20 protein-coding genes are annotated in these 22,584 nt (G+C 73.5%); 6 read left to right on the top strand and 14 right to left on the bottom strand.

What is annotated here, in order from left to right:
* Window positions 1-145 precede the first annotated feature (145 nt).
* Complete coding sequence (locus AB0I42_RS10170) at window positions 146-811, bottom strand: UdgX family uracil-DNA binding protein (protein WP_357535958.1); 666 nt, start codon at window positions 809-811, stop codon at window positions 146-148.
* 29 nt (window positions 812-840) lie between these two features.
* Window positions 841-2,163 carry an aminotransferase class I/II-fold pyridoxal phosphate-dependent enzyme gene (locus tag AB0I42_RS10165; protein ID WP_357535956.1) on the bottom strand — a complete coding sequence of 441 codons (1,323 nt, stop codon included), beginning with the start codon at window positions 2,161-2,163 and terminating at the stop codon, window positions 841-843.
* A 52-nt stretch (window positions 2,164-2,215) separates the two neighbouring features.
* On the opposite strand from AB0I42_RS10165, the gene AB0I42_RS10160 reads away from it, so the two are divergent.
* Both AB0I42_RS10160 and leuE read left to right on the top strand, forming a co-directional pair.
* On the top strand, window positions 2,216-3,466 hold the full coding sequence (locus AB0I42_RS10160; RefSeq protein ID WP_357535953.1) for a bifunctional pyridoxamine 5'-phosphate oxidase family protein/GNAT family N-acetyltransferase: 1,251 nt from the start codon (window positions 2,216-2,218) through the stop codon (window positions 3,464-3,466).
* Window positions 3,467-3,476: 10 nt separating this feature from the next.
* Complete coding sequence (leuE, locus tag AB0I42_RS10155) at window positions 3,477-4,136, top strand: leucine efflux protein LeuE (RefSeq protein ID WP_357535951.1); 660 nt, start codon at window positions 3,477-3,479, stop codon at window positions 4,134-4,136.
* Window positions 4,137-4,301: 165 nt separating this feature from the next.
* Here leuE and AB0I42_RS10150 read toward each other — a convergent pair whose 3' ends face one another.
* From AB0I42_RS10150 to AB0I42_RS10095, 12 genes are all read right to left on the bottom strand, one after another.
* Window positions 4,302-5,330: a sporulation protein gene (locus AB0I42_RS10150; RefSeq protein ID WP_357535949.1), complete on the bottom strand. Its 1,029-nt coding sequence runs from the start codon at window positions 5,328-5,330 to the stop codon at window positions 4,302-4,304.
* An 11-nt stretch (window positions 5,331-5,341) separates the two neighbouring features.
* On the bottom strand, window positions 5,342-6,406 hold the full coding sequence (locus AB0I42_RS10145) for a hemolysin family protein (RefSeq protein WP_357535948.1): 1,065 nt from the start codon (window positions 6,404-6,406) through the stop codon (window positions 5,342-5,344).
* Entirely contained in the window at window positions 6,403-7,728 is a 1,326-nt protein-coding gene (locus tag AB0I42_RS10140; protein ID WP_357535946.1) for a hemolysin family protein, read from the bottom strand. Before AB0I42_RS10140 ends, AB0I42_RS10145 begins: the two co-directional genes overlap by 4 nt.
* 191 nt (window positions 7,729-7,919) lie before the next feature.
* A complete protein-coding gene (gene mnhG, locus AB0I42_RS10135) occupies window positions 7,920-8,306 on the bottom strand; it encodes a monovalent cation/H(+) antiporter subunit G (RefSeq protein ID WP_357535944.1) in 387 nt (128 codons plus the stop codon).
* Entirely contained in the window at window positions 8,303-8,566 is a 264-nt protein-coding gene (locus tag AB0I42_RS10130) for a monovalent cation/H+ antiporter complex subunit F (protein WP_357535942.1), read from the bottom strand. Before AB0I42_RS10130 ends, mnhG begins: the two co-directional genes overlap by 4 nt.
* Window positions 8,563-9,339 carry a Na+/H+ antiporter subunit E gene (locus AB0I42_RS10125; protein WP_357535940.1) on the bottom strand — a complete coding sequence of 259 codons (777 nt, stop codon included), beginning with the start codon at window positions 9,337-9,339 and terminating at the stop codon, window positions 8,563-8,565. Before AB0I42_RS10125 ends, AB0I42_RS10130 begins: the two co-directional genes overlap by 4 nt.
* Window positions 9,336-10,841, bottom strand: coding sequence for a Na+/H+ antiporter subunit D (locus AB0I42_RS10120; protein ID WP_357535938.1), 1,506 nt, complete (start codon window positions 10,839-10,841; stop codon window positions 9,336-9,338). Before AB0I42_RS10120 ends, AB0I42_RS10125 begins: the two co-directional genes overlap by 4 nt.
* The gene (locus AB0I42_RS10115; RefSeq protein WP_357535936.1) at window positions 10,838-11,386 is read right to left on the bottom strand and encodes a Na(+)/H(+) antiporter subunit C; all 549 of its coding nucleotides are present in this window, start codon (window positions 11,384-11,386) and stop codon (window positions 10,838-10,840) included. Before AB0I42_RS10115 ends, AB0I42_RS10120 begins: the two co-directional genes overlap by 4 nt.
* Window positions 11,383-11,535 (bottom strand): hypothetical protein, encoded by a 153-nt coding sequence (locus AB0I42_RS10110; protein WP_357535935.1) that lies wholly within the window; start codon window positions 11,533-11,535, stop codon window positions 11,383-11,385. Before AB0I42_RS10110 ends, AB0I42_RS10115 begins: the two co-directional genes overlap by 4 nt.
* Window positions 11,532-14,354 carry a Na+/H+ antiporter subunit A gene (locus tag AB0I42_RS10105; protein WP_357535933.1) on the bottom strand — a complete coding sequence of 941 codons (2,823 nt, stop codon included), beginning with the start codon at window positions 14,352-14,354 and terminating at the stop codon, window positions 11,532-11,534. Before AB0I42_RS10105 ends, AB0I42_RS10110 begins: the two co-directional genes overlap by 4 nt.
* Window positions 14,355-14,659: 305 nt before the next feature.
* Window positions 14,660-15,064: a hypothetical protein gene (locus AB0I42_RS10100; RefSeq protein ID WP_357535932.1), complete on the bottom strand. Its 405-nt coding sequence runs from the start codon at window positions 15,062-15,064 to the stop codon at window positions 14,660-14,662.
* A 226-nt stretch (window positions 15,065-15,290) separates the two neighbouring features.
* A complete protein-coding gene (locus AB0I42_RS10095) occupies window positions 15,291-15,650 on the bottom strand; it encodes a hypothetical protein (protein WP_357535930.1) in 360 nt (119 codons plus the stop codon).
* A gap of 226 nt (window positions 15,651-15,876) precedes the next feature.
* Between AB0I42_RS10095 and AB0I42_RS10090 the strand changes: the two genes are divergently transcribed.
* The 4 genes from AB0I42_RS10090 (at window position 15,877) to AB0I42_RS10075 (ending at window position 22,110) form a co-directional block, all read left to right on the top strand.
* Window positions 15,877-20,454 (top strand): ATP-dependent helicase, encoded by a 4,578-nt coding sequence (locus AB0I42_RS10090; protein WP_357535928.1) that lies wholly within the window; start codon window positions 15,877-15,879, stop codon window positions 20,452-20,454.
* A 106-nt stretch (window positions 20,455-20,560) separates the two neighbouring features.
* Window positions 20,561-21,346, top strand: a complete 786-nt coding sequence (locus tag AB0I42_RS10085) for an SAM-dependent chlorinase/fluorinase (RefSeq protein ID WP_357535926.1) — start codon at window positions 20,561-20,563, stop codon at window positions 21,344-21,346.
* Between the two features lie 48 nt (window positions 21,347-21,394).
* Window positions 21,395-21,634, top strand: a complete 240-nt coding sequence (locus AB0I42_RS10080; protein ID WP_357535925.1) for a CPCC family cysteine-rich protein — start codon at window positions 21,395-21,397, stop codon at window positions 21,632-21,634.
* 266 nt (window positions 21,635-21,900) lie between these two features.
* The gene (locus tag AB0I42_RS10075; protein ID WP_357536062.1) at window positions 21,901-22,110 is read left to right on the top strand and encodes an MbtH family NRPS accessory protein; all 210 of its coding nucleotides are present in this window, start codon (window positions 21,901-21,903) and stop codon (window positions 22,108-22,110) included.
* The last annotated feature ends 474 nt before the right edge of the window (window positions 22,111-22,584 follow it).

Genomic DNA, 22,584 nt, shown 5'->3' with positions numbered 1-22,584 from the left:
GCGTACGACCGCCGGGGCGACGGCGCCGACCGGCGGCCCGATGATCGTCTGTGGTTCAGGCGTCGCCGGCACGGCGGGTCGACGGTCTGCGCCGCAGACGATCACAGAGCGCCCGGGCCGCAGCAGCACGGCGGCGGGAGCGGGTTCAGGCGGCGAGGGCCCGGGCCACCACCTTCAGGTCGGCGACCAGGCCGTCGAAGGCGATCTCCTGGTTGTCGGCGCGCAGCACCGCCGACGGGTGGATGGTGGCCACCAGCCGGGCCGGCTCGACCGGGAAGTCCCCGGGGTTCGGCGCCGACGCCGGCCAGGGCAGCAGTTCGCCCCGTGAGCGGGTGACCCGGAACGACGGCCCCAGCAGCGCCTTGGCCGCCGTCGCGCCGAGCACCACGACGATCTCCGGCCGGAGCCGGGCGAACTCGGCGACCAGCCAGGGCCGGCAGGCCACGATGTGCGTCTGGTCGGGGGTCTGGTGGATCCGCCGCTTGCCGCGCATCTCAAAGCGGAAGTGCTTCACGGCGTTGGTGATATAGAGGTGCGCCGGGTCGATGCCGGCCGCGTCGACCGCCCGGCGCAGCAGGTGTCCGGCCGGCCCGACGAACGGCAGGCCGCGCTGGTCCTCGACGTCGCCGGGCTGCTCGCCGACGAACACCACCCGGGCGTGGGCGTCGCCCCGGCCGAAGACGACCTGGGTGGCCGGCTCGTAGAGTTCGCAGCCGCGGCAGTTCGGGGCGGCGGCGCGTACCTCGTCGAGGCTGGCGGAGGCGGGCGGGACGTACGGTTGCGCGCCAGGGGCGGTTTCGGTGCGGGGCATGACGGAGTTTGTACCCGGTGCCACCGACATCACGCGCTGAAGGTCGGTGGGGTCGGCGAGTCGACCGCCGCGGCGACCGCGGCGGCGAGCCCGGGGACGTCGGCGTCGTCGAGCGGGGTGACGGTGATCCGGATTCCGGGGGCGCTGGCGAGGCGGTAGAGCGAGCCGGGGGCGACGGCGTACCCGCTGTCGCGCAGCGTGGTCACCGCCCGGGTCTCGTCGGGCACCGGGACCCAGACGTTGATGCCGGTGTGGCCGGTGGCCGGCACGCCACGGGCGGCCAGCGCGGCGACGAGGGCGGTACGGCGCCGGTCGTAGCTCTCCCGGGCGGCCGTGATCCGGCGGCCGGTCGCCGGGTCGCGCCACAGCCGCACGACAGTACGCTGCAGCAGCGTCGACACCCAGCCGGCGCCGATCCGCATCCGGCCGGCGACCCGGGCGACGGTCGCCTCGTCGCCGGCGAGCACGGCCAGCCGCAGGTCGGGGCCGTACGGCTTGCTCACCGACCGCAGGAACGCCCAGGTCCGGGTCGCCCCGGCGAGCGGTGCCAGGGGTACGGACGCGAGTTCGCCGGCGTGGTCGTCCTCGATGAGCAGCAGGTCGGGGTGGCCGGCGAGGACGTCGCGCAGGGCGGCGGCCCGGGCTGCGGTGACGGCGGCCCCGGTCGGGTTGTGGGCTCGGGTGGTGACGACCAGGGCGCGTATCCCGTTGGCCAGCGCCCGGCGCAGCCCGGCGACGGTCGGGCCGTCGCCGTCGACCGGGACCGGGACGGGTTCGAGGCCGAGAGCGGCGACCAGGTCGAGCAGGTTGCCCCAGCCGGGGTCCTCGACGCCGACCCGGTCACCGGGGCGCAGGTGGCCGGTGAGCAGCCGGTCGATGCCGTCGAGGGCGCCGTTGGTCAGGGTGAGCGCGGTGGCGTCGACGCCGTCGGCGGCGAGCCGGGCGCGGGCCAGGTCGGCGAGTTCCGGCAGTACGCCGCCGGCCGCGTAGCCGACCGGGTCGGCCGGCGGCACGGCCGGTAGCGGCGGCAGCAGCCGTCGGTCGGGGTCGCCGGCGGACAGGTCGAGAACCCCGGCCGGTACGGCGGGACGCAGCGCCGAGCGGGTGGTGGCGACCGGTGGCCGGGGCCGGATGCGGGTGCCGCCCCGGCCGGCGGTCTCGACGACGCCGCGCTGGCGCAGGGTGCGGTAGGCGCTGGCGACGGTGGCCGGGCTGACCCCGAGGTCGGCGGCGAGGGCGCGGACGGCCGGTAGCGGGGCGCCCGGGGGCAGGTCGCCGCCGCGGACGCCGGCCTCGATGCTGGCCGAAATCCCGGCGGCCGTGGTGCCGGTCGGCTGATATTGTGCTGTCACAGTTTGAACATTGTACTAGAACAATGCTCCCGACAGAACGAAGGAGTCGGCGATGGGCGACTACCCGCAGACCCCTCGAACCACCGCCAGCCGCATCCGGGACCGGATCGCGTACGAGCGCGCCACCGCGCACGCGATCCTCGACGAGGCCCACCACTGCACCCTCGCCTTCACCGTCGACGGCGAACCACGGGCGCTGCCCACCCTGCACGTACGCGTCGACGACACGCTCTACCTGCACGGCTCCACCGGCAGCCGGCCACTGCTCGCCGCCCGGGGCCCCGCCGGACTGCCGGTCTGCGTCACCGTCACCCTCCTCGACGGCCTCGTCTACGCCCGCTCCCAGTTCCACCACAGCGCCAACTACCGCTCCGTCGTCGCACACGGCAGCGCCCACCTGGTCACCGACGAGACCGAGAAGCGGGCCGCGATGACCGCGCTGGTCGACAAGCTGGGCACCGGCCGGGCCGCCGACAGCCGCCCGCCGACCCGCCGGGAACTCGCCGAGACCGCCGTGATCGCCCTGCCGCTGCGCGAGGTGTCGGTCAAGGCCCGCCTCGGTGGCGTCGCCGACGACCCCGAAGACCTCGACCTGCCGCACTGGGCCGGCGTGGTGCCGCTGCGCCACGTGCCCGGCGTGCCCGAGCCCGACGCCCGGGTCACCGCGCCGCTCCCCGGCTACCTGCGGGCACCCCGGTCCCCGTGGCTGACCCCGGCCGTGCTGCGCGGCGCGCACGTCGTACTCGAACCGCTCGACCACTCGCACGTCGACGGGCTGCTCGCCGCCGGCGCCGACCCCGAGGTGTGGCGTCACCTGGGCAACCGGCAGCCGACCGACCGGGCCGGCATGGCCGCGATCGTCACCGACGCGCTGCGCGCCCACGAGCGCGGCGACCGGGTGCCGTGGGTGCAGCGCTGCGCGCGGACCGGCGAGATCGCCGGCACCACGTCGTACTACGAGGTCGACGAGGTCAACCGGTCCGTCGCCATCGGTCACACCTGGCTCGGCCGCGACCACTGGCGTACCGGCGTCAACACCGAGGCCAAGCTGCTGCTGCTCGGCCGGGCCTTCGACGTACTGGGGACCCGGCGGGTGGTCTGGCACACCGACCTGCGCAACGAGCGCTCGCAGGCGGCCATCGGCCGGCTCGGCGCCCGCCGCGAAGGGGTGCTGCGCAACCACCGGCGCCGGCCCGACGGAACGTGGCGGGACACCGTCCAGTTCGCCATGATCGACGACGAGTGGCCAAACGCACAGGTCAGGCTGCGGGAATCGCTTCGCCCCGCGACCCCCGCGGGGTGAGGATCCAGCCATGCTCGGCACCATCGACCTGGGGACCTACGTCCTGGGCACCATCGCGATCATCCTGCTGCCCGGTCCCAACTCGCTCTTCGTCCTGTCCACCGCCGCCCGCCGTGGGGTACCCGCCGGCTACAAGGCCGCCGCCGGGGTGTTCCTCGGCGACACCGTGCTCATGGTGCTGTCGGCCGCCGGGGTCGCGTCGCTGCTGCGGGCGTACCCGCCGATCTTCCTGGTGATCAAGTACGCCGGCGCGGCGTACCTGGCCTATGTCGGACTGACGATGTTCCGGGCCGCCTGGCGGCGCTTCCGGACCCGCAACGACCCGGACACCACCCCGCTCATCCACGCCGCCGAGCCGGCCGCGGTCCGGCACCCGTTCCGCCGCGCCGCGGTGATCAGCGTGCTGAACCCCAAGGCGATCCTGTTCTTCGTCTCGTTCTTCATCCAGTTCGTCGACCCGTCGTACGCCCACCCGGCGCTGTCGTTCCTGCTGCTCGGCGCGATCGCGCAGCTCGGCAGCGTGCTCTACCTGAGCGTGCTGATCTTCACCGGCACGTTCCTGGCCGCCCGGTTCCGGGAACGACGCCGCCTCGCCGCCGGCGCCACCACCGGGATCGGCGCCCTCTTCCTCGGCTTCAGCCTCAAACTCGCCACCGCCACCACGGTCTAGCCGCCGGGCCGCGCCCGTCCCGCCGCGCGCGGCGGGACGGGCGCGGCCCGGCCCGGGGCAGGCCGGCGCGGCGTCGATCATGGAGTAATCGTGGGGATCGGCGTCCGTTTTGTGAATGACATCCCCTTGATCGGCGCGGTCGGGGACCGTCGGGGGCCGGGCCGGTCAGCTCGTGCCGTCGGGGGCGCCGCCGCTGTGGCCGGGCTGGTCGTAGCCACCCGGGCCGGCGGTCTCGTCCACCGGCCGGGCCCGACGCCGCCACCAGGCCCGCTTCGCCGCGCCCGACCGGCCCGCCGCCGACCGGCCCGTCCCCCGACGGCCCGTCTCCGAACGGCCCGTCCCCGAACGACCCGCCACCGAACGGCCCGGCGGCGAGTGGGCCGGCTCCGGCGAACCGCCACCCGTCCCCGCCCGCCCGGCCGGGTCGCCGTCCGGGCCCGCGAGCATCTCCCGCAGCCAGCCGTCGAGCACCGCCGGCCAGTCCGGCCCGTCGGTGTGCCGGACCCGGAACCGTCCGACCCGGCCCCGACCGCGGCCGCCGAGCCGCCCGGCCAGCCCGAGAACCACGTCGGCGCCGGTCGGGTCCGCGACGATCGCCACACCGACCTCGGACAACCAACCCGGGTACGACTCCGGCGGCCGGAACGCCACCTCCTGGTGGAACGGCAGCCGCTGGTCGACCCCGTCGAGCCGGCCGTCGCGGATCCGCGCGTCCCGGTAGGAGAATCCGAGCCGGGTGAACGCCACCAGGATCCGCTCGTGCACGGCGGCCGGCGCGACCCGGATCGCGTTCATCCCGGTCTCGTCGACGGCGCGCACGACCGCCAGCCGGGTGTGTACGCCCACCGCCATGCCGGGCAGCGGCCGGCCCCGTACCTCGGTCACCGGGGTCTCCCACGGCACCTCGACCTCGAACGGCAACGCGTGACGGGCGCCGGCGCGCAACGTGAACGCGTCGGCGACGGTGCCCCGGTGGAACTCCACCGAGGCGCCGTCGTCGGGGTCGGCCGCGGACACGTCGACCCGGCAGACGAGGCCGACCGCCACCTGGTCGACGGTGACGTCGATGTCGCCGCCGACCACCCGGACCTCGCCGCGCAGGCGGCCGCCGGGCCGGACCACCGGCTCGGCGAGCACGGTGTCGACGGCCGGGCCGCCGGCACCGAACCTGCTCAGGATCCTCGTCCGGACCACCGCCGCCCGTGCTAGCGCATCCGCCGGCCGCGCGGCACCGGGTCGGTCTCGTCGTCGAACTCGCCGATGACCTCCTCCAGCAGGTCCTCCAGCGCGACGAAACCGACCGGCCGGCCGGTGCCCGCCCCGTTGGTGACCAGAGCCAACTGCGCCCGGTCGGCCCGCATCGCGGCGACCGCCTCGGTGACCGTCGCCCCGGCGCCGAGGCTGAAGGTCTCCCCCATCAGCTCCCCGGCCGTCGCCTTACGGCCCGCCGTCACCGCCCGCACCGCCTCGCGTACGTGCACGATGCCGACCACCTGCTCCGGCCCGTCGAGCACGATCAGCCGGGACCGGCCGCTGTCGCGGCAGATCTCCTCGATCCGCTCGGCGCTGTCGCCCTTGTCGACCTTGACGATCCGGTCGAACGGCTCCATCACGTCGGCGACCCGGGTGGCCTGCAGCTCCAGCATGCTGGTCAGCATCTCGTGCTGGTCGGCGGCGAGCAGCCCGTGCTCGCGCGACTGCTCGAGCAGCAGCCGCAGTTCCTCCGGCCCGTGCACCTGGGCGAGCTGGTCCTGCGGGTTGACCTTGACCAGCCGCAGGGTCGCGTTGGCCATCTCGTTGAGCACCGACAGGATCGGCCGCGACACCCGGGCGAAGGCCCGGAACGGCAGCCCCAGCAGCAGCGCCGACCGCTCCGGGTCGGTGATCGCCCACGACTTCGGGGCCATCTCGCCGACCACCAGGTGCAGGAAGGTCACCAGGGACAGCGCGAAGACCAACGCGATCACGTGGCTGGCCGCGTCGGGCAGGCCCACCGTGTGCAGTAGCGGTGCGACCAGCCGCTCGATCGCCGGCTCGGCCAGCGCACCGAGCCCCAGGGTGCAGACGGTGATGCCGAACTGCGCGCCGGCCAGCATCAGGGACAGCTCGCGTACGCCGTCGAGGGCGGCCTTGGCCGCCCGGCCGCCGGTGGCGGCGGCCTGCTCCAACCGGTAACGCTTGCTCGCCACCAGCGCGAACTCGGCGGCCACGAAGAACCCGTTGAGCGCCAGCAGGACCACCGAAATCAGCAGTGCAACACCCGGGGTCACGGTGCCACCCCCAGGCGTACGGAGTCGGCGACGTGCCGGTCGACGGCCAGCACCTCTACGGCGGCGCTCGCCCGGCCCTGGTCGGCCTCGGCGACCAGCTCGATCTCCAGCCGGTCGCCGACCTGCGGCACCCGGCCGAGTTCGCGCATGACCAGGCCGGAGACGGTGTCGTATTCGGGGCCTTCGGGCAACCGGATGCCGGTGGCGTCGGCCACCTCGTCGATCCGCCAGCGCGCCGGCACCACCCAGGAGCCGTCCGGCTGCCGGATCGGGGTCGGCTCGGGCGGGTCGTCCTCGTCGCGGATCGGGCCGACCAGTTCCTCGGCGATGTCCTCCAGGGTGATCACGCCGGCGAAGCCGCCGTACTCGTCGACCACGCAGGCGAGCTGGCGGTGGCCGCCCCGCAGCCGGTCCAGCACGGTCGGCAGCGGCAGGGTGTCGGGCACCAGCAGCGGCGGTACGAGCACCGCCGAGATCGGGGTGGTGTCGCGCTTCCCCGGTTCGATGGTGAGTACGTCGGCGATCCCGACCACACCGACGACGTCGTCGACGCCGTCGGTGCCGCGTACGGGGAACCGGGAGTGCCCGGTGTCGACCATCTCGACGATCCGGCGGACCGGCTCGTCGGCGCGTACGGTGTGCACGTCGACGCGGGGCACCATCGCCTCGCCGGCGGTCAGTTGACGGAAGTCGAGCCCCCGGTCGAGCAGGTCGGACATCTCGGCGTCGAGGTGCCCCTCCTCACGCGACTCGGCGATGATCTGCTCCAGGTCCTCCGGGGTCGCACCGGTGGGCAGCTCCTCGATCGGCTCGATGCCGACCCGGCGCAACAGCCGGGTCGCGGAGGCGTCGAAGAGCCGGATCAGCGGCCCGGCGACCGCCATGTAGATCAGGGTGGAGCGGCTCAGAGCCCGGGCCAGGACCTCCGGCCGGGCAATGGCGAGGTTCTTCGGGGCCAGTTCGCCGAGCACCATCTGGATCACGGTGGCGATGACCAGCGCAAGCGCGATGGCCAGCGGCAGGGTGACCGACTGCGGCACCCCGGCGCCGCCGAACAACTGGGCGAGGCCGTCACCGACAAAGGGTTCGGCGACATAGCCGACCAGCAGTGCGGTGACCGTGATGCCGAGCTGCGCACCGGAGAGCATGAACGACAGCCGGGCGGTGACCTTCAGCGCCCGCTCGGCGGCGGCGTCGCCACCGTCCGCGAGCTGCCGCAGCTTGCCCCGGTCGACGGCGACGTAGCCGAACTCCTGGGCGACGAAGTATCCGGTTGCCGCGGTGAGAACGATGATCAGCACGAGGCCGACGAGGATCAACACGGGTGGCTCAGCGCCCCCGGGCCGGACGCCGCGTGCTGGTTGTGCCGGGCGTTACCCGGCCAGCTATAGCTGCCCTCCTGGGCAGTCGGTTCGGTCATCCGGTCAGTTTATAAGCCTCGACCGGCCCTCCGGGTCACGGAACGGAGGGCCGGGCCGGGACCGTCCCGCCCGGCCCGACCCGGCGCCGTGGGTCAGCCGCGGCGCCGCCGCCGGTTGCCGCCACCGCCGCCGCTGTCGACGGCCCCGGTCGGCGCCCGATCGGCGAGTTCGTCGACGACCAGGTCCGGTTCGGGACGCTTCAACCGGTACGCGGCCCGGCCCACCATGTGCGCGGCCACCGGCGCCGTCACCAACTGGAAGAGGCCGACCAGCAGCAGCATCGTCAGGTCGGACCGGGACCGGATCCGCAGCGCGACACCGGCCAGGATCAGCAGCAGTCCGAGCACCTGCGGCTTGGTGGCCGCGTGCATGCGGGCCAGCACGTTGGGGAACCGCACCAGGCCCACGCCGGCGGCCAGGCTGAGCAGCGCGCCGGCGATCAGGAAGATGGCCGACAGCGTGTCGGCGGCGGTGTTCACGAGTCGTCCCGGGCGGCGAAGCGGACCACGCTGACCGAGCCGACGAACCCGAGGATCGACAGCACGACGAGGATCGGCAGGGTGGTCGCGTGGCGGTTGAAGGCCGCCTCCGCGCCGATCGCCCCCACGAGCACGGCGAGCAGGACGTCGGTGGCCACCACCCGGTCCAGCAGGGTCGGGCCGCGCACGATCCGGACGATCGCCAGTACGGCGGCGGTCGACAGCAGTGCGGTGACGGCCACGACGACGGCGATGGTCATCGGGATGCTCCTTCGTCATCGGAGTTGGCGGCTTTGCCGGCCTGATCGGCTTTCCCGGTCTTCCCAGTGGAATCGCCGGTCTTCTTCCGGGTGGATTCGCCGGTCTTCCGGGTGGAATCGCCGGTCTTCCGGGTGGATTCGGCCGGGCCGGCCTTGCCGGTGGCGGTGGCCTCCCCGGCCATGTCGGTCTTCCGCGCGGTGTCGCCCGGGCCGGTGGCTCCGGACTCCAGGAGACGCAGCTCGGCGTCGGACCCGGTCGCCCGGATGATCCGCGCCTCGAGTTCGAGGATCTCCTGACGCATCCGCTCCACGGCCTCGGGTCCCGCCAGGTCGAGCACGTGCACGTAGAGGGTGCCGGTGGACCGGTCGGCCTCGACGATCAGGCTGCCCGGCACCAGCGACAGCGCCTCGGCGGTCAGCGTCAGGTTGAGGTCGGAGTGCACCCGCAACCGCACCGCGATGATGGCGCTGCTCGGCCGGTAGCCGGGCCGCAGCGCCACCCCGGCCACCTCGATGCTCGCCGTGATCAGGTCGGCCAGGAAGCGCACCACGAAGCGGAGCAGGGCGAACGGCCGGATCCGGCCGCCGAAGGTCACCCTGGGCAGCGGGAAGAAGACGAGTACGACGACCGCGACGACCAGACCACCGACCACGTTGCCGACGGTGAAGTCGCCCCACAGCAGGTTCCAGACCACGACCAGCCAGGCGACCGCGACCATCTGGTCACGCCAGCGCCGGGGGGTGGCGCGTGGTGGGGGTGATGTCGTCGTCATCGGGTTCCTTCCGGGAAGACCGCCTCGACGTACGGGGTGCGGGCCCGCAGGTCCTCGGCGGCGTCGGAGCTGACGTCGAACAGCGGCCCGGCGACCACGGTCAGCGCCAGCCCGAAGATCACCAGCCCGAGGGTGGCGCCGACCATCAGCGGCGGCAGCGACGTCTGCGCCCCCTCCGACACCTGCTTCGGGCTGCGCCAGAACGCCAGGTTCCAGACCTTCATGGTGGCGTACAGGGTGAGCAGGCTGGTCGCCGTACCGCCGGCCACCAGCAGCCAGGGCAGCAGGCCGCCGGCCTCGACGCCGGCCTGGAGCAGGCCGAGCTTGCCGAGGAACCCGGAGAAGGGCGGTATGCCGGCCAGGTTCAGCGCCGGTAGGAAGAAGATCACACCGAGTAACGGTGCCATCTTCGCCAGCCCGCCGAGCTTGTCCAGGTTGGTGCTGCCGGTGCGGCGTTCGACCAGACCGGTGGCGAGGAACAACGTGGTCTGGATGGTGATGTGGTGGACCACGTAGAAGATCGCCCCGGACAGGCCGGCCACCGACATCAGCGCCACCCCGAAGATCATGTAGCCGATATGGCTGACCAGGGTGAACGACAACAGACGTTTTATGTCGGACTGGGCGACCGCGCCGAAGATGCCGACCACCATGGTCAGCAACGCCACGATCATCAGCAGGTCGGCGGTGCGCCCGCCGGGGAACAGCAACGTCTCCGTACGGATGATCGCGTACACGCCGACCTTGGTGAGCAGGCCGGCGAACACGGCCGTGACCGGAGCCGGCGCCGTCGGATAACTGTCCGGCAACCAGGCCGACAGCGGGAACACCGCCGCCTTGATGCCGAAGGCGAGCAGCAGCATCAGTTGCAGCACCAGCCGCAGGTTGTCCGGTAACGCGTCGAGCCGATCGACGAGCTGGGCCATGTTCAGGGTGCCCGTGGCCGAGTAGATCAGCCCGATCGCCGACAGGAAGATCAGCGACGAGAGCAGACTCACCACGACGTACGTCGTACCGGCCCGGATCCGTACCTCGGTCCCGCCCAGGGTCAGCAGCACGTAGCTCGCGGCGAGCAGGATCTCGAACCCGACGAAGAGGTTGAACAGGTCACCGGAGAGGAACGCGTTGGTGACACCGGCGGTCAGCACCAGATAGGTCGGGTGGTAGATGGCTACCGGTGTGCCCTCGTCCCCGTCGGCCCGGCCCTCGCCGATCGAGTAGAGCAGCACGCACAGCGTGACCGCCGCCGAGACGACCAGCATCAGCGCCGACAACTGGTCGGCGACGAGCACGATGCCGACCGGCGCCGGCCAGCCGCCGACGTTGACCACCAGCGGGCCGTCGCGGTGGGCGACGACCAGCAGCACGCAGGCCACCGCCAGGGTCGCCGTGAGCACGACCACGCTGACCGCCCGCTGGCTGCGGGGATGCCGGGCGAGCACCAGGGTCAGCGCCGCCCCCAGCAGCGGCATGACCACGGGCAGGGGCACCAAATTGGTCATCGCTTGCCGTCCTTGTCGTTCTTGTCGACGGTGGTCTGCGCGGCGTCCACGGCGATCTCCTCCGGCCGGTCGGCGGGCGCGCCCTCGGCGGGCGCCTCGTCACCGACCGGTTCGGGATCGACCTGTTCCGGGTCGACACCGTCGTCGTCGGTCCCGTCGGTGCTGTCGTCGGTGCCGGAGACCTCGTCACGCTCGGCGAGCTGGACGATGCGGCGGTCCTCCAGGTCGTCCTGGACCTCGTCGTGCCCGATCACCTGCCAGCTCCGGTACGCCATCGCGAGCAGGAAGGCGGTCATGCCGAGCGTGATGACGATGGCGGTCAGCACCATCGCCTGCGGCAGCGGATCGCTCATGTCGGCCTCGTCGGTGACGCCGACGATGGGCGCGCCACCCGCCCGCCCGCCGACCAGGATCAGCAGGTTGGCGCCGTTGCCGAGCAGGATCACCCCGAGCAGGATCCGGGTCAGGCTCCGCTCCAGCAGCAGCGTGACACCGCAGGCGAAGAGCACCCCGATGACCACCACCAGAACCAGATTGGGGCTCATGCCGTCACCTCGCTCCGCTCGGCACCGGCATGACCAACACCGAGCCACCCGATTCGCACGCTGCGCGCGCTCATGCCCGTCACCTCGCTGCGCTCGGCACCGGCATGACCAACACAGAGCCCGATGATTCGCACGCTGCGCGCGCTCATGCCAGCTCCTCCTCTCGGCGGGCCGGGGACTCGGCCTCGCCGTCGGCCTCCATCTGCCGGTCGACCTGCGCGCCGAGGCTACGCAGGATGTCCAGGACCAGGCCGACGACGATCAGGTAGACCCCGATGTCGAAGAAGATCGACGTCACCAGGTGCACGTCACCGATGAGCGGCGGATGGAGGTCGACCACCGTGCTTTGCAGGAAGTCGCCGCCGAACAGCAGGGCCGCCAGGCCGGTGCCGACCGAGACGAACAGTCCGGAACCGAGCACGAGTCCGGCGTCGACCGGGGCGGCCTCGTCCAGTTCGTACCGGCCACCGGCGAGATACCGCACGACGAGGGCGAGACCGGCGACGAGACCGCCGGCGAAGCCGCCGCCTGGCGCGTTGTGCCCGGAGATCATCAGGTAGATCGAGAAGAGCACGATGGTGTGGAAGATCAGCCGGGTGACCACCTCGAAGACGATGGACCGCTGCCGGCTGTGCACCGTCGGCCCGGCCCGCAGCCACACCGGTTCGCGGCGTCGTTTCGGCAGGTCGCGGCGGCGCGGGCCGGGGCCGCCCCGGGGCCGCAGGAAGATCAGGCTGGCCACCCCGGTCGCGGCCACCACCAGTACGGCGATCTCGCCCATGGTGTCCCAGGCGCGGATGTCGACGAGTGTGACGTTGACGACGTTGCGGCCGTGGCCGTACGAGACGGCGAGCTCGGGGAAGTCGACGGAGATCGGCACCGCGTCCCGCCCGCCGGCGGCGGCCAGCGCCAGCCCGGACATGGTCACGCCGACGGCGACCCCGATGACGATCCGGGTCCACCGGCTGCTGCGCAGCGGCCGGGCCGAGAAGTGGGCCGGCAGCCGGCGCAGCACCAGCACGAACACCACGATCGTGACGGTCTCCACCAGGAACTGGGTCAGCGCCAGGTCGGGTGCGCCGTGCAGGACGAACATCATCGCGGTGCCGTAGCCGGTGACCCCGACCAGCACCATCGCGGTGAGCCGGCGCTGGGTGCGTACGGCGAGGATCGCGGCGGCGGCGAGGACCACCCCGACGACGAGCTGCAGCGGGGTGTCCCACAGCGACACCTGCTCCGGCCAGGGCCGACCGATCAGCAGCGCGCCGCCCGGCACGGCGACCAGCACCACCAGGATCGTGCCCAGGTACTGCGGCAGCGCACCGCGCTGGGTGGCACCGGTCAGTTCGACGGCACCCCGGTCGAGCCAGTGGGTCAGCTTCGAATAGACCTCGGCGCCCTCGATCGGGACACCGATCCGTCCGACGGCGCGGCCGCCGCGGCCGTACCGCTGGAAGAAGAGCAGGCCGACGACCACGGCGAGGACCGACAGGCCGAGCGGCAGGGTGAGGCCGTGCCACAGGGCGAGGTGGTAGCGGCCCTCGCCGGCCAGCCGGGCGTACGGGCTCAGGTAGCTGTCGACGACCGGGGCGAGCGGTCCGAGCACCAGCCCGGCCAGGGCCAGCACCCCGACCGGGGCGAAGAACGCGCCGCCGACCTTGCGGACCGGGGTGGGTTCGAGCCCGGGCTTGTCGGCGAAGGTGCCCCACACGAACCGGGCGCTGTAGGCGACGGTCAGCGTGGCGCCGACGACGAGTACGGCGAGGACCAGCGGCTCGTCCAGGAACGCCTCGAAGATCGCCTCCTTGCCGACGAAGCCGAGCAGGGGCGGGATGCCGGCCATCGACGCGGCGGCGAGCAGGGCGGCGGCGAAGACGGCCGGCATCCGGCGCCACAGCCCGGACAGTTCACCGAGCTGGCGGGTGCCGGCGTTGTGGTCGACGATGCCGACGACGAGGAACAGGGTGGCCTTGAACAGGGCGTGTGCCAGGAGCATCGTGGCACCGGCGAGGGCGGCGTTGTAGGTGCCGGCGCCGGTGACCGCGACGAGGAAACCGAGCTGACTGACGGTGCCGTACGCCAGGAGCAGCTTCAGGTCGGTCTGTCGCAGGGCCGCCCAGCCGGCCATGACCATGGTGAGCCCGCCGAGGGCGTACACGATCAGGTGCCACGGCCCGGCGTACGCGAACAGCGGCGCGATGGTCGCCACCAGGTAGATGCCGGCCTTGACCATGGCCGCGGCGTGCAGGTAGGCGCTGACCGGGGTGGGTGCGGCCATGGCCGCCGGGAGCCAGAAGCTGAACGGGAAGATCGCCGACTTCGACAGCGCGCCGGCCAGGATGAGCACCAGCGCGACGCCCAGGTACGCCCCGGACGGCTTCGCCCCGTCGACGATCTCCGACCAGCGGTAGGTGCCGGCGTGCTGGCCGAGCATGATGAAGCCGATCAACATCGCCAGGCCGCCGACGGTGGTCACGATCAGCGCCTGCGCCGCCGCCCGCCGGCTCGCCCGCTTCTCCGGGTTGTGCCCGATGAGCAGGTAGGAGAAGACCGTGGTCAGTTCCCAGAAGACGTAGAGCAGGATCAGGTCGTCGGCGACGACCAGGCCGAGCATCGCCCCGGCGAAGCCGACGAAGACCCCGGCGAACCGGCCGAGGCCGGGCTCGCTGTCGGAGAAGTAGCGGGCGCAGTAGACCAGCACCAGCGCGCCGACACCGCCGACGAGCAGGACCATCAGCCACGACAGGGTGGTCACCCGGAACGACAGGTCGAGCCCGAGCTGCGGAACCCAGGGGTACGTCTCGACGACCGCCCGACCGTCGCGGACGCCGGCGGTCTGGGCGACGGCCCAGCCCAGTGCGGCGGCGGGGGCGATGGCCAGCGGGTAGAAGGCATGCCGGCCCCACCACCGGACGAACAGCGGCGCACAGAGCGCCATCACGAGGTGGAGGGCCAGCAGCACCAGCATGCGTACTCCAGATAGGTGTCATCGCAGGCCCTGCGGCAGGGTCTGCGGCTGCTATACGGATCAGACGGCACCGGCCCCGCGTGACGGACCTGTATGGCCGAATTGCACGCGGGTTGGTGCCGTTCCCGGTAGATGGCAGGCCGTCCGGGGGTTGCGGACAGCTCAGTGTGCCTGGTGGCGACCCGTCCGTCCGATCCCGGTCAGCCGGGAGGGGTGCCGACCGGACCGCGCAGGGTCGGGCCGGTGGACCGGGGTGGGTCGCCCGCCACGTGGCCGGCCCGCGGACGCGGACCTTCCGTGGGCGGCTAGCCGACCGGCGGTGCCCGGCCGGGCTGGGCCCCGACCGGGCTCTCCGGTAACCGGGCCCCGGGCGGTGCGGCGCGGGACAGGTCCAGCGGCTCCGGCTCCGGTTCGGGAGGGACGGTGGGGTTGCCCAGCTGCACCTGTTCCACGGCCGGCCGGCGCAGTTCCTCGTAGGTCCACTGCCGGTTGGTGGCGCGTCCGGCGCCGGCATCACTGTCGGTGCCGGCGCCCGTGCTCGATGCGAGCGGGAACAGCGCGGCGCCGATCGAGGCGTGCGCCTGCGCGATGGCGCCGGCCGGCACGGCGGCGGAGGCCGCGCCATGCACGAAGGTGATTGCGAGTACGGTGAACAGAACGGCCGCGAGCAGCCGATCGATCGGTCGGAGTGCCTGGGTTCGTCCCCGCATGTCACCTCCCACCGATCGTCCGGCGGTAAGTGTAGCGGCTCCCAATGGTCGTTACTTGAACGAAACATTGCAATCCGAAGGCCCCGGGGAACGCCACGGCCGGCCGGCGTCCGGCTGCCGCTTCCCGGTGGCGTGGCCGTTTCCGAGCGGTGGCGGACGGTATCCGGGCGCGGCGGCCGGTGCCGGTGGCCGTGGATGGTGCCGGTGACGGCGGGTGGCGCCCGGGTCAGGCGGCCCGGGCGGGTCCGGCGAGCGGGGTGACGCCATCCACCACCAGGTCGGGCCGGCCGAGCGCCAGCGCGATCTCGTTGATGACCCGCTGGTCGGCGGTCAGCGAGCGGATCGACCGCCCGCGGTGGCGGCCCTCCCGGCGCAGTACGAAGTAGTGCACGGCGGCCCGCACCCAGGCCCGGTCGGCGGCGCTGGCCCGGGTGGTGCTCACCACAAGGTCGCGCAGTGACGCGGCGAGCCGCTCGGCGAGGCCGAGGTCGCCCGCGTCCGCGGTCCGGAGCACGGCGAGGTGGTTGTCGACCTGGCGGATGAGAACGTCGCTGTCGTGCTGAAAATTACGCTGAATCCCGGTCATTCCGGCCCCCCCGACTGACCTTTGGCGTTGCCGGCGAAGTTACTGCATTCCTCGCAATACCGGCAAGTGTTTCCATCAATTGCCGGTATCAACGTTCGTCCCGCCCATCGGTTTCGTGACCTGGACAACTTCCGGTCCCGCTCCGGTGCGGCGAGCGCCGGCGACCGGTCGTCACCGTCGTACGGGATGGCAGGGTTGTGTCGTACCGGGCGGGCAGGATGGGGACGTGGTGGAGGTACTCGCGGGGTTCACGGCGGCGACCCGGGACTGGTTCGCCGCCGCGTTCGCCGCGCCCACCGAGGCCCAGGCGGGGGCGTGGCGGGCGATCGGCGCGGGGCGTAACGCGCTGGTCGTCGCGCCCACCGGGTCCGGCAAGACGCTGGCCGCGTTCCTGTGGTCGCTGGACCGGCTGGCCCGCGAACCCGCCCCGGCCGACGCCCGGCACCGGTGCCGGGTGATCTACGTCAGCCCGCTCAAGGCCCTCGCCGTCGACGTCGAGCGCAACCTGCGCGCCCCGCTGGCCGGCATCCGGCAGGCCGCCGCCCGGCTCGGGACACCGCCGCCGGACATCACCGTCGGGATGCGGACCGGTGACACCCCGGCCGACGAGCGGCGGGCGTTCGCCCGCACCCCGCCGGACATCCTGATCACCACGCCGGAGTCGCTGTTCCTGCTGCTCACCTCGGCGGCCAGGGAGTCGCTGCGCGGAGTGGAGACGGTGATCGTCGACGAGGTGCACGCGGTCGCGGCGACCAAGCGCGGCGCCCACCTGGCGCTGTCGCTGGAACGCCTCGACGAGCTGCTGCCCCGCCCGGCCCAGCGGATCGGCCTGTCGGCGACCGTACGGCCGGTCGACGAGACGGCCCGCTTCCTCGGCGGTGCCCGCCCGGTCGAGGTCGTCGCACCACGCACCGCCAAGACCATCGAGGTCAGCGTCGAGGTGCCGGTCGAGGACATGACCCGCCTCGACGAGGTCGAGCGGCCCGGCGACCCGGACGGCCCGCGCCGGGCGTCGATCTGGCCGGCGGTCGAGGAGCGGGTCCTCGACCTGATCGCCGGACACCGGTCGACGATCGTGTTCACCAACTCCCGGCGTGGCGCCGAACGGCTGTGCGCCCGGCTCAACGAACTGGCCGCCGAGCGCGCCGCCGGCGGACCCGCCCCGGACGGCGCCGGCCCCGGCCCCGACGCTGGGGTGGGGCGGCCGGCCGGGCCGGCCCGGTTGCCCGCGCAGATCATGGCCCAGTCCGGGGCGGCCGACGGTGCCCCGCCGGTGATCGCCCGCGCCCACCACGGCAGCGTGTCGCGCGAGGAACGGCGGCAGATCGAGGAGGCGCTCAAGTCCGGCCGGCTGCCGGCCGTGGTCGCCACCTCCAGCCTCGAACTCGGCATCGACATGGGCGCCGTCGACCTGGTCGTGCAGATCGAGGCGCCGCCCAGTGTCGCCGCCGGCCTGCAACGCGTCGGCCGGGCCGGGCACCAGGTCGGCGCGGTGTCGCGGGGGGTCGTGTTTCCCAAGCACCGCGGTGACCTGCTCGCCTGCGCGGTGGTGGCCGAGCGGATGGCCGACGGGGCCATCGAGGAGCTGCGCCATCCACGCAACCCGCTCGACGTGCTCGCCCAGCAGATCGTGGCGATGGTGGCGCTCGACCCGTGGCCGGTGGCCGAGCTGGCCGCGGTCGTCCGGCGGGCGGCGCCGTACGCCGAACTGCCCGACTCGGCGCTGCACGCGGTGCTCGACATGCTCTCCGGGCGCTATCCGTCGACGGCGTTCGCGGAGCTGCGGCCGCGGCTGGTCTGGGACCGGGTCACCGACCTGCTGACCGGGCGGCCGGGGGCGCAGCGGCTGGCGGTGACCAGCGGCGGCACGATCCCGGACCGGGGCCTGTTCGGGGTCTTCCTCGCCGGGGCGGAGCGGGCCGCCCGGGTCGGTGAGCTGGACGAGGAGATGGTCTACGAGTCGCGGATCGGCGACGTCTTCCTGCTCGGCTCGTCGTCGTGGCGGATCGAGGACATCACCCCCGACCGGGTGCTGGTCTCGCCGGCCCCCGGGCAGGCCGCCCGGATGCCGTTCTGGAAGGGCGACTCGATGGGGCGCCCGCTGGAGCTGGGCCGGGCGCTGGGCGCCCGGCTGCGCGGGCTGGTCCGTGGCGGCGACGCGGCGGCCGACACGCTGCGGGCCGGTGGCCTCGACGAGTGGGCCGCCGGCAACCTGCTCGCCTACCTGCGCGACCAGCGCGACGCCACCCGGTCGGTGCCGGACGACCGGACGGTGGTGGTCGAGCGCTTCCGCGACGAACTGGGCGACTGGCGACTCGCCGTCCACTGCGTGCTCGGCGCCCGGGTCAACGGCCCGTGGGCGCTGGCGATCGGGCGGCGGCTGGCCGAACGCTACGGCGTCGACGCCCAGGTGCTGCCCTCCGACGACGGCATCGTGGTCCGGCTACCGGACACCGCCGACGAACCGCCCGGCGCCGACCTGGTCGCGTTCGACCCCGACGAGATCGGCGCGATCGTGGAGGAGTCGGTCGGCTCGTCGGCGCTGTTCGCCGCCCGGTTCCGCGAGTGCGCCGCCCGCGCCCTGCTGCTGCCGCGCCGCGATCCGCGCCGCCGACAGCCGCTGTGGCAGCAGCGGCAGCGGGCCGCCCAACTGCTCGACGTCGCCCGCGAGTACGCCGACTTCCCGATCACGCTGGAGGCCGCCCGGGAGTGCCTGCGCGACGTGTTCGACCTGCCCGGGCTGGTCGGTCTGATGCGCGACGTCGCCGGCCGGCGGGTGCGGCTGGTCGAGGTCGAGACGTCGCGCCCGTCGCCGTTCGCCCGGTCGCTGCTGTTCGGATACGTCGGCGCCTTCCTCTACGAGGGTGACGCACCGCTGGCCGAGCGCCGGGCCGCCGCCCTCGCCCTGGACTCCGCCCTGCTCGGCGAACTGCTCGGCCGGGTCGACCTGCGCGAGTTGCTGGATCCGGCGGTGGTCGCCGAGTCCGAGCGGCAACTGCGCTGGCTGACCGAGCAACGCCGGCCCCGCGACGCCGAGGACGTCGCCGAGATGCTGCGGGTGCTCGGTGACCTCACCGGAGCGGAACTGGTCGAGCGCGGCGCCGACCCCGGATGGCTGACCGACCTGGAGTCGGCGCGCCGGGCGCTGCGCATCCGGGTCGCCGGCGAGGAGCGCTGGATCGGGGTCGAGGACGCCGGCCGGTTCCGTGACGCGCTCGGCGTGGCGCTGCCGGTCGGGGTCGCCGACGCGTACGTCGAACCGGTCCCCGATCCGCTCGGCGACCTGGTCGCCCGCTATGCCCGTACCCACGGTCCGTTCGCCGCGGCGACCTGTGCGGCCCGGTTCGGGCTCGGGGTGTTCGTGGTCGAGCAGGCGCTCAAGCGGCTCGGCGCGACCGGCCGGGTGGTGTCCGGCGAGTTCTCCCCCGGCGGGGTCGGCACCCAGTGGTGCGACGCCGAGGTGTTGCGGCTGCTGCGCCGCCGGTCCCTGGCCGCGCTGCGCCGCGAGATCGAGCCGGTGCCGCCCCGGGCGCTGGCCACGTTCCTGCCCCGCTGGCAGCAGGTCGGCTCGTCGGCGCGCGGGGTCGACGGGGTCGCCGCCGTGGTCGAGCAGCTCCAGGCGGCGGCGGTGCCCGCGTCGGCGCTCGAACGGCTGGTGCTGCCCGCCCGGGTCGCCGACTACTCCCCCGCCCACCTCGACGAACTGTGCGCCAGCGGCGAGGTGCTGTGGGCCGGCGCAGGCGCCATCGCCGGTGGCGACGGCTGGGTGAACCTGGTCTACGCCGACAGCGCCCCGCTGCTGCTGGCACCGCCCGACGAGTCGCTGGCCCGTACGCCGTTGCACGACGCGGTGCTCGACGCCCTGGCCGACGGTCAGGCACTGTTCTTCCGGGCCCTTTCCGAGCGGGTCGGTGGCGGTGACGAACCGGCGCTGGTGGCGGCGGTGTGGGATCTGGTCTGGGCCGGCTGGCTGACCAACGACACGCTGGCACCGCTGCGGGCCAGCCTCGGCGCCGGTGGCACCCACCGGGCGCGGGCGTCGGCGCCGCGCGCCCGGCAGCGGCGGCCGGGACGGGTGGCGCTCGGGTCGCGCGGCGGGCCGCCGACGGTCGCCGGCCGGTGGTCCCGGCTGCCCGACCGCGACCTCGACCCGACCCGGCGGGCGGCGGCGCTCGGCGACCTGTTGCTGGAGCGGCACGGCGTGGTGACCCGGGGCGCGGTCGGCGCGGAGGGGATCACCGGTGGGTTCGCCGGGGTCTATCCGGTGCTGGCCGCGATGGAGGAGCGGGGCGCGGCCCGGCGTGGCTACTTCGTCGAAGGGCTCGGGGCGGCCCAGTTCGCGGTTCCCGGCGCGGTCGACCGGCTGCGGGCGCGGGCCGAACCGGACGGGCCGGGGCAGCGGCCCGGCGGGCCGGCGCTGGTGCTGGCGGCGACCGACCCGGCCAACCCGTACGGCGCGGCACTGCCGTGGCCGGACCGGGTGGTCGACGCCGGCGACGGCGAGCCGGCCACGGCCACCGGGCACCGGGCCGGCCGCAAGGCGGGTGCCCTCGTCGTGCTGGTCGACGGCGAACTGGTCCTCTACGTCGAGCGCGGCGGTCGCACAATTCTGTCCTTCATGGACGATTCGGACGCATTGGCCCGGTCGGCGCGGGCGCTGGCCGGCGCGGTCCGTTCCGGCGCGCTCGGCGCGATGTCGGTCGAGCGTGCCGACGGCGCGGCGGTCCGCGCCTCCCCGCTGCACGACGCGCTCACCGAGGCCGGCTTCCGGGCCACCCCACGTGGCCTGCGCCTTCGCGGCTGACGATCGGCGCCGCCGACGGGCGGAACGGGACCGCCGACGGCGGGTGGGCCGGACCGCCGGCGGGCAGGGGGCGACGGGCGGGCGCGGGCGCGATAACGTTCCGGTCATGGTCGACTACCCCGTGATCAGCCTCACTACCGACTTTGGACTGTCCGACGGATTCGTCGCCGCCTGCCACGGGGTGATCGCCGGCCTGGCCCCGGCCGTACGGGTGATCGACGTCACCCATCTCGTCGATCCGGGTGACATCACCCGGGGCGCCGTGGTGCTCGCCCAGACCGTGCCGTTCCTGCCGCCGGCGGTACACGTGGCGGTCGTCGACCCGGGCGTCGGCACGGCGCGGCGACCGGTGGCCGTACAGACCCCGGGCGGGCTGCTGGTCGGGCCGGACAACGGCCTGCTGCCGTGGGCCGCCGACGCGCTCGGCGGGCCGACCGCCGCGGTCGAACTGTCCAACTCGGACTGGTTCGTGGGCGCGTCGCGGACCTTCCACGGCCGGGACGTCTTCGCGCCGGTCGCCGCCCGGCTCGCCACCGGGGCGTCCCTGGCCGACGCCGGCCCGGCCATCGACCCGGCTGGCCTGGTGCGGCTGCCGGAGCCGGCGGTGTCGGCCGGCGAGGGCTGGCTGGAGTCGCAGGTGCTGACCGTCGACCGGTACGGCAACGTACAGCTGGCCGCGTCCGGTACGGCGCTCGACACCCTGGGGTCGCGACTGCGGGTCGGCGGCATCCGGGCCGTCCGGGGTGGGACGTTCGGCGACACCCACCCGGGTGGCCTGGTGGTCTACGTCGACTCCGCCGGCCGGGCCGCGGTGGCGGTCAACGGCGGGCGGGCGGCGGCGGTGCTCGCGGTCCGCCCCGGCCACGTCGTACGACTGGTGACGGTGCACTGACCGGAGGTGCGCTGCGCGCCCGATCGCTTACTGTGAAAGGCTTGTGAGGTGGATACGTCTCCGATCACCAAGTGTCCATGTTGCAGCTACCGGACCGGCTGCCTGACCTGTCCGGTGTGTTTCTGGACCGACGACGGCCAGGGTGACCATGATGCCGACGTGGTCCGCGGCGGCCCCAACGGCGATCTGAGCCTCGCCCACGCCCGACTCAACTTCGCCATCTACGGCGCGAGCCACGAGCGCTACCGGGAGACCGTCCGGCCGCCCCGGGTCGACGAGTACCCGTGACCGGCCCGGTGCGCCCGCGGGCGCACCGGCCGCTTCTCCACCCGCCCCCAGGGTCTGCCCGGCCCTCGCCCGCCGCCGCGCGGCGGGTCGACCGGTGGCCGCCCGGCGGTTGCCCGGCAGGTCGACGGCGGTCGCCCGGTGGCCGCCGGACGGCCCGGGGCACGCCGATCCGGGCGACCGCCCGTCGGGTACAGACAATCGCGAATTCGTCGATGTACAGTCTCGGATATCGCTTCACCGTTTCAGCGAAGAATCCCGGAGACATGATGGAAGAACTCGAAGACCGCCGCCTTTACCACGTGGTCGTCAATGACGAGGAGCAGTACTCGATCTGGGCCGACGGATCCGAGATCCCGGCCGGCTGGCGCACCACCGGATTCAGCGGCGACCGCGCCGCCTGCCTTGCCCACATCGAAGAGGTCTGGACCGACCTGCGTCCGCGCAGCCTTCGAGAATGGGCCGCGAGCAACATCTGAACGCGGCGCCAACCAGCTCGGATCGACCGCGACACAACCGTCCGTCCGCTCCTTTCCGGAGCCGGACAACCGTCGACCGGCCACCTCGACCGACGTTTCGTCGCACCGGTGACCGGTTGAACCGCAATCTGCCCCCAAAATGCAGTTCCCGTAACCGTAGTCCATGCGCGCAAAGCCGTCGCGCCAACCCCGCGGGTCCGCCACCCCTCGCCGGACCCGCGGGCCGAGGCCCCTCTGTCTCGACCCGCTCACCAGGTGTAACAGCAAGATCGGACATCCCACCCTCTTGCCGCCAAGATCAGGACAGCCGGGCTGGCCGGTCAGCCCTCCCGTCGGGAACCGTACGGCCGCCACACCGCCGCCGAATGGCCGACGCAGGACAGGACAAACGGTCAAACGCACAAAGCGGGATAGCTCAGGCACCTAAGTGAATTTCCTGACTCTTAGCTCAGTTCTCGCCACATCGGCAGATGT

Origin of the sequence: Polymorphospora sp. NPDC050346 (genome assembly GCF_040655695.1) — a bacterium.
Lineage (GTDB): Bacteria > Actinomycetota > Actinomycetes > Mycobacteriales > Micromonosporaceae > Polymorphospora > Polymorphospora lycopeni.
Note: the sequence above shows the minus strand (reverse complement) of the source record. Positions and strands in the feature narration are given on the sequence as shown.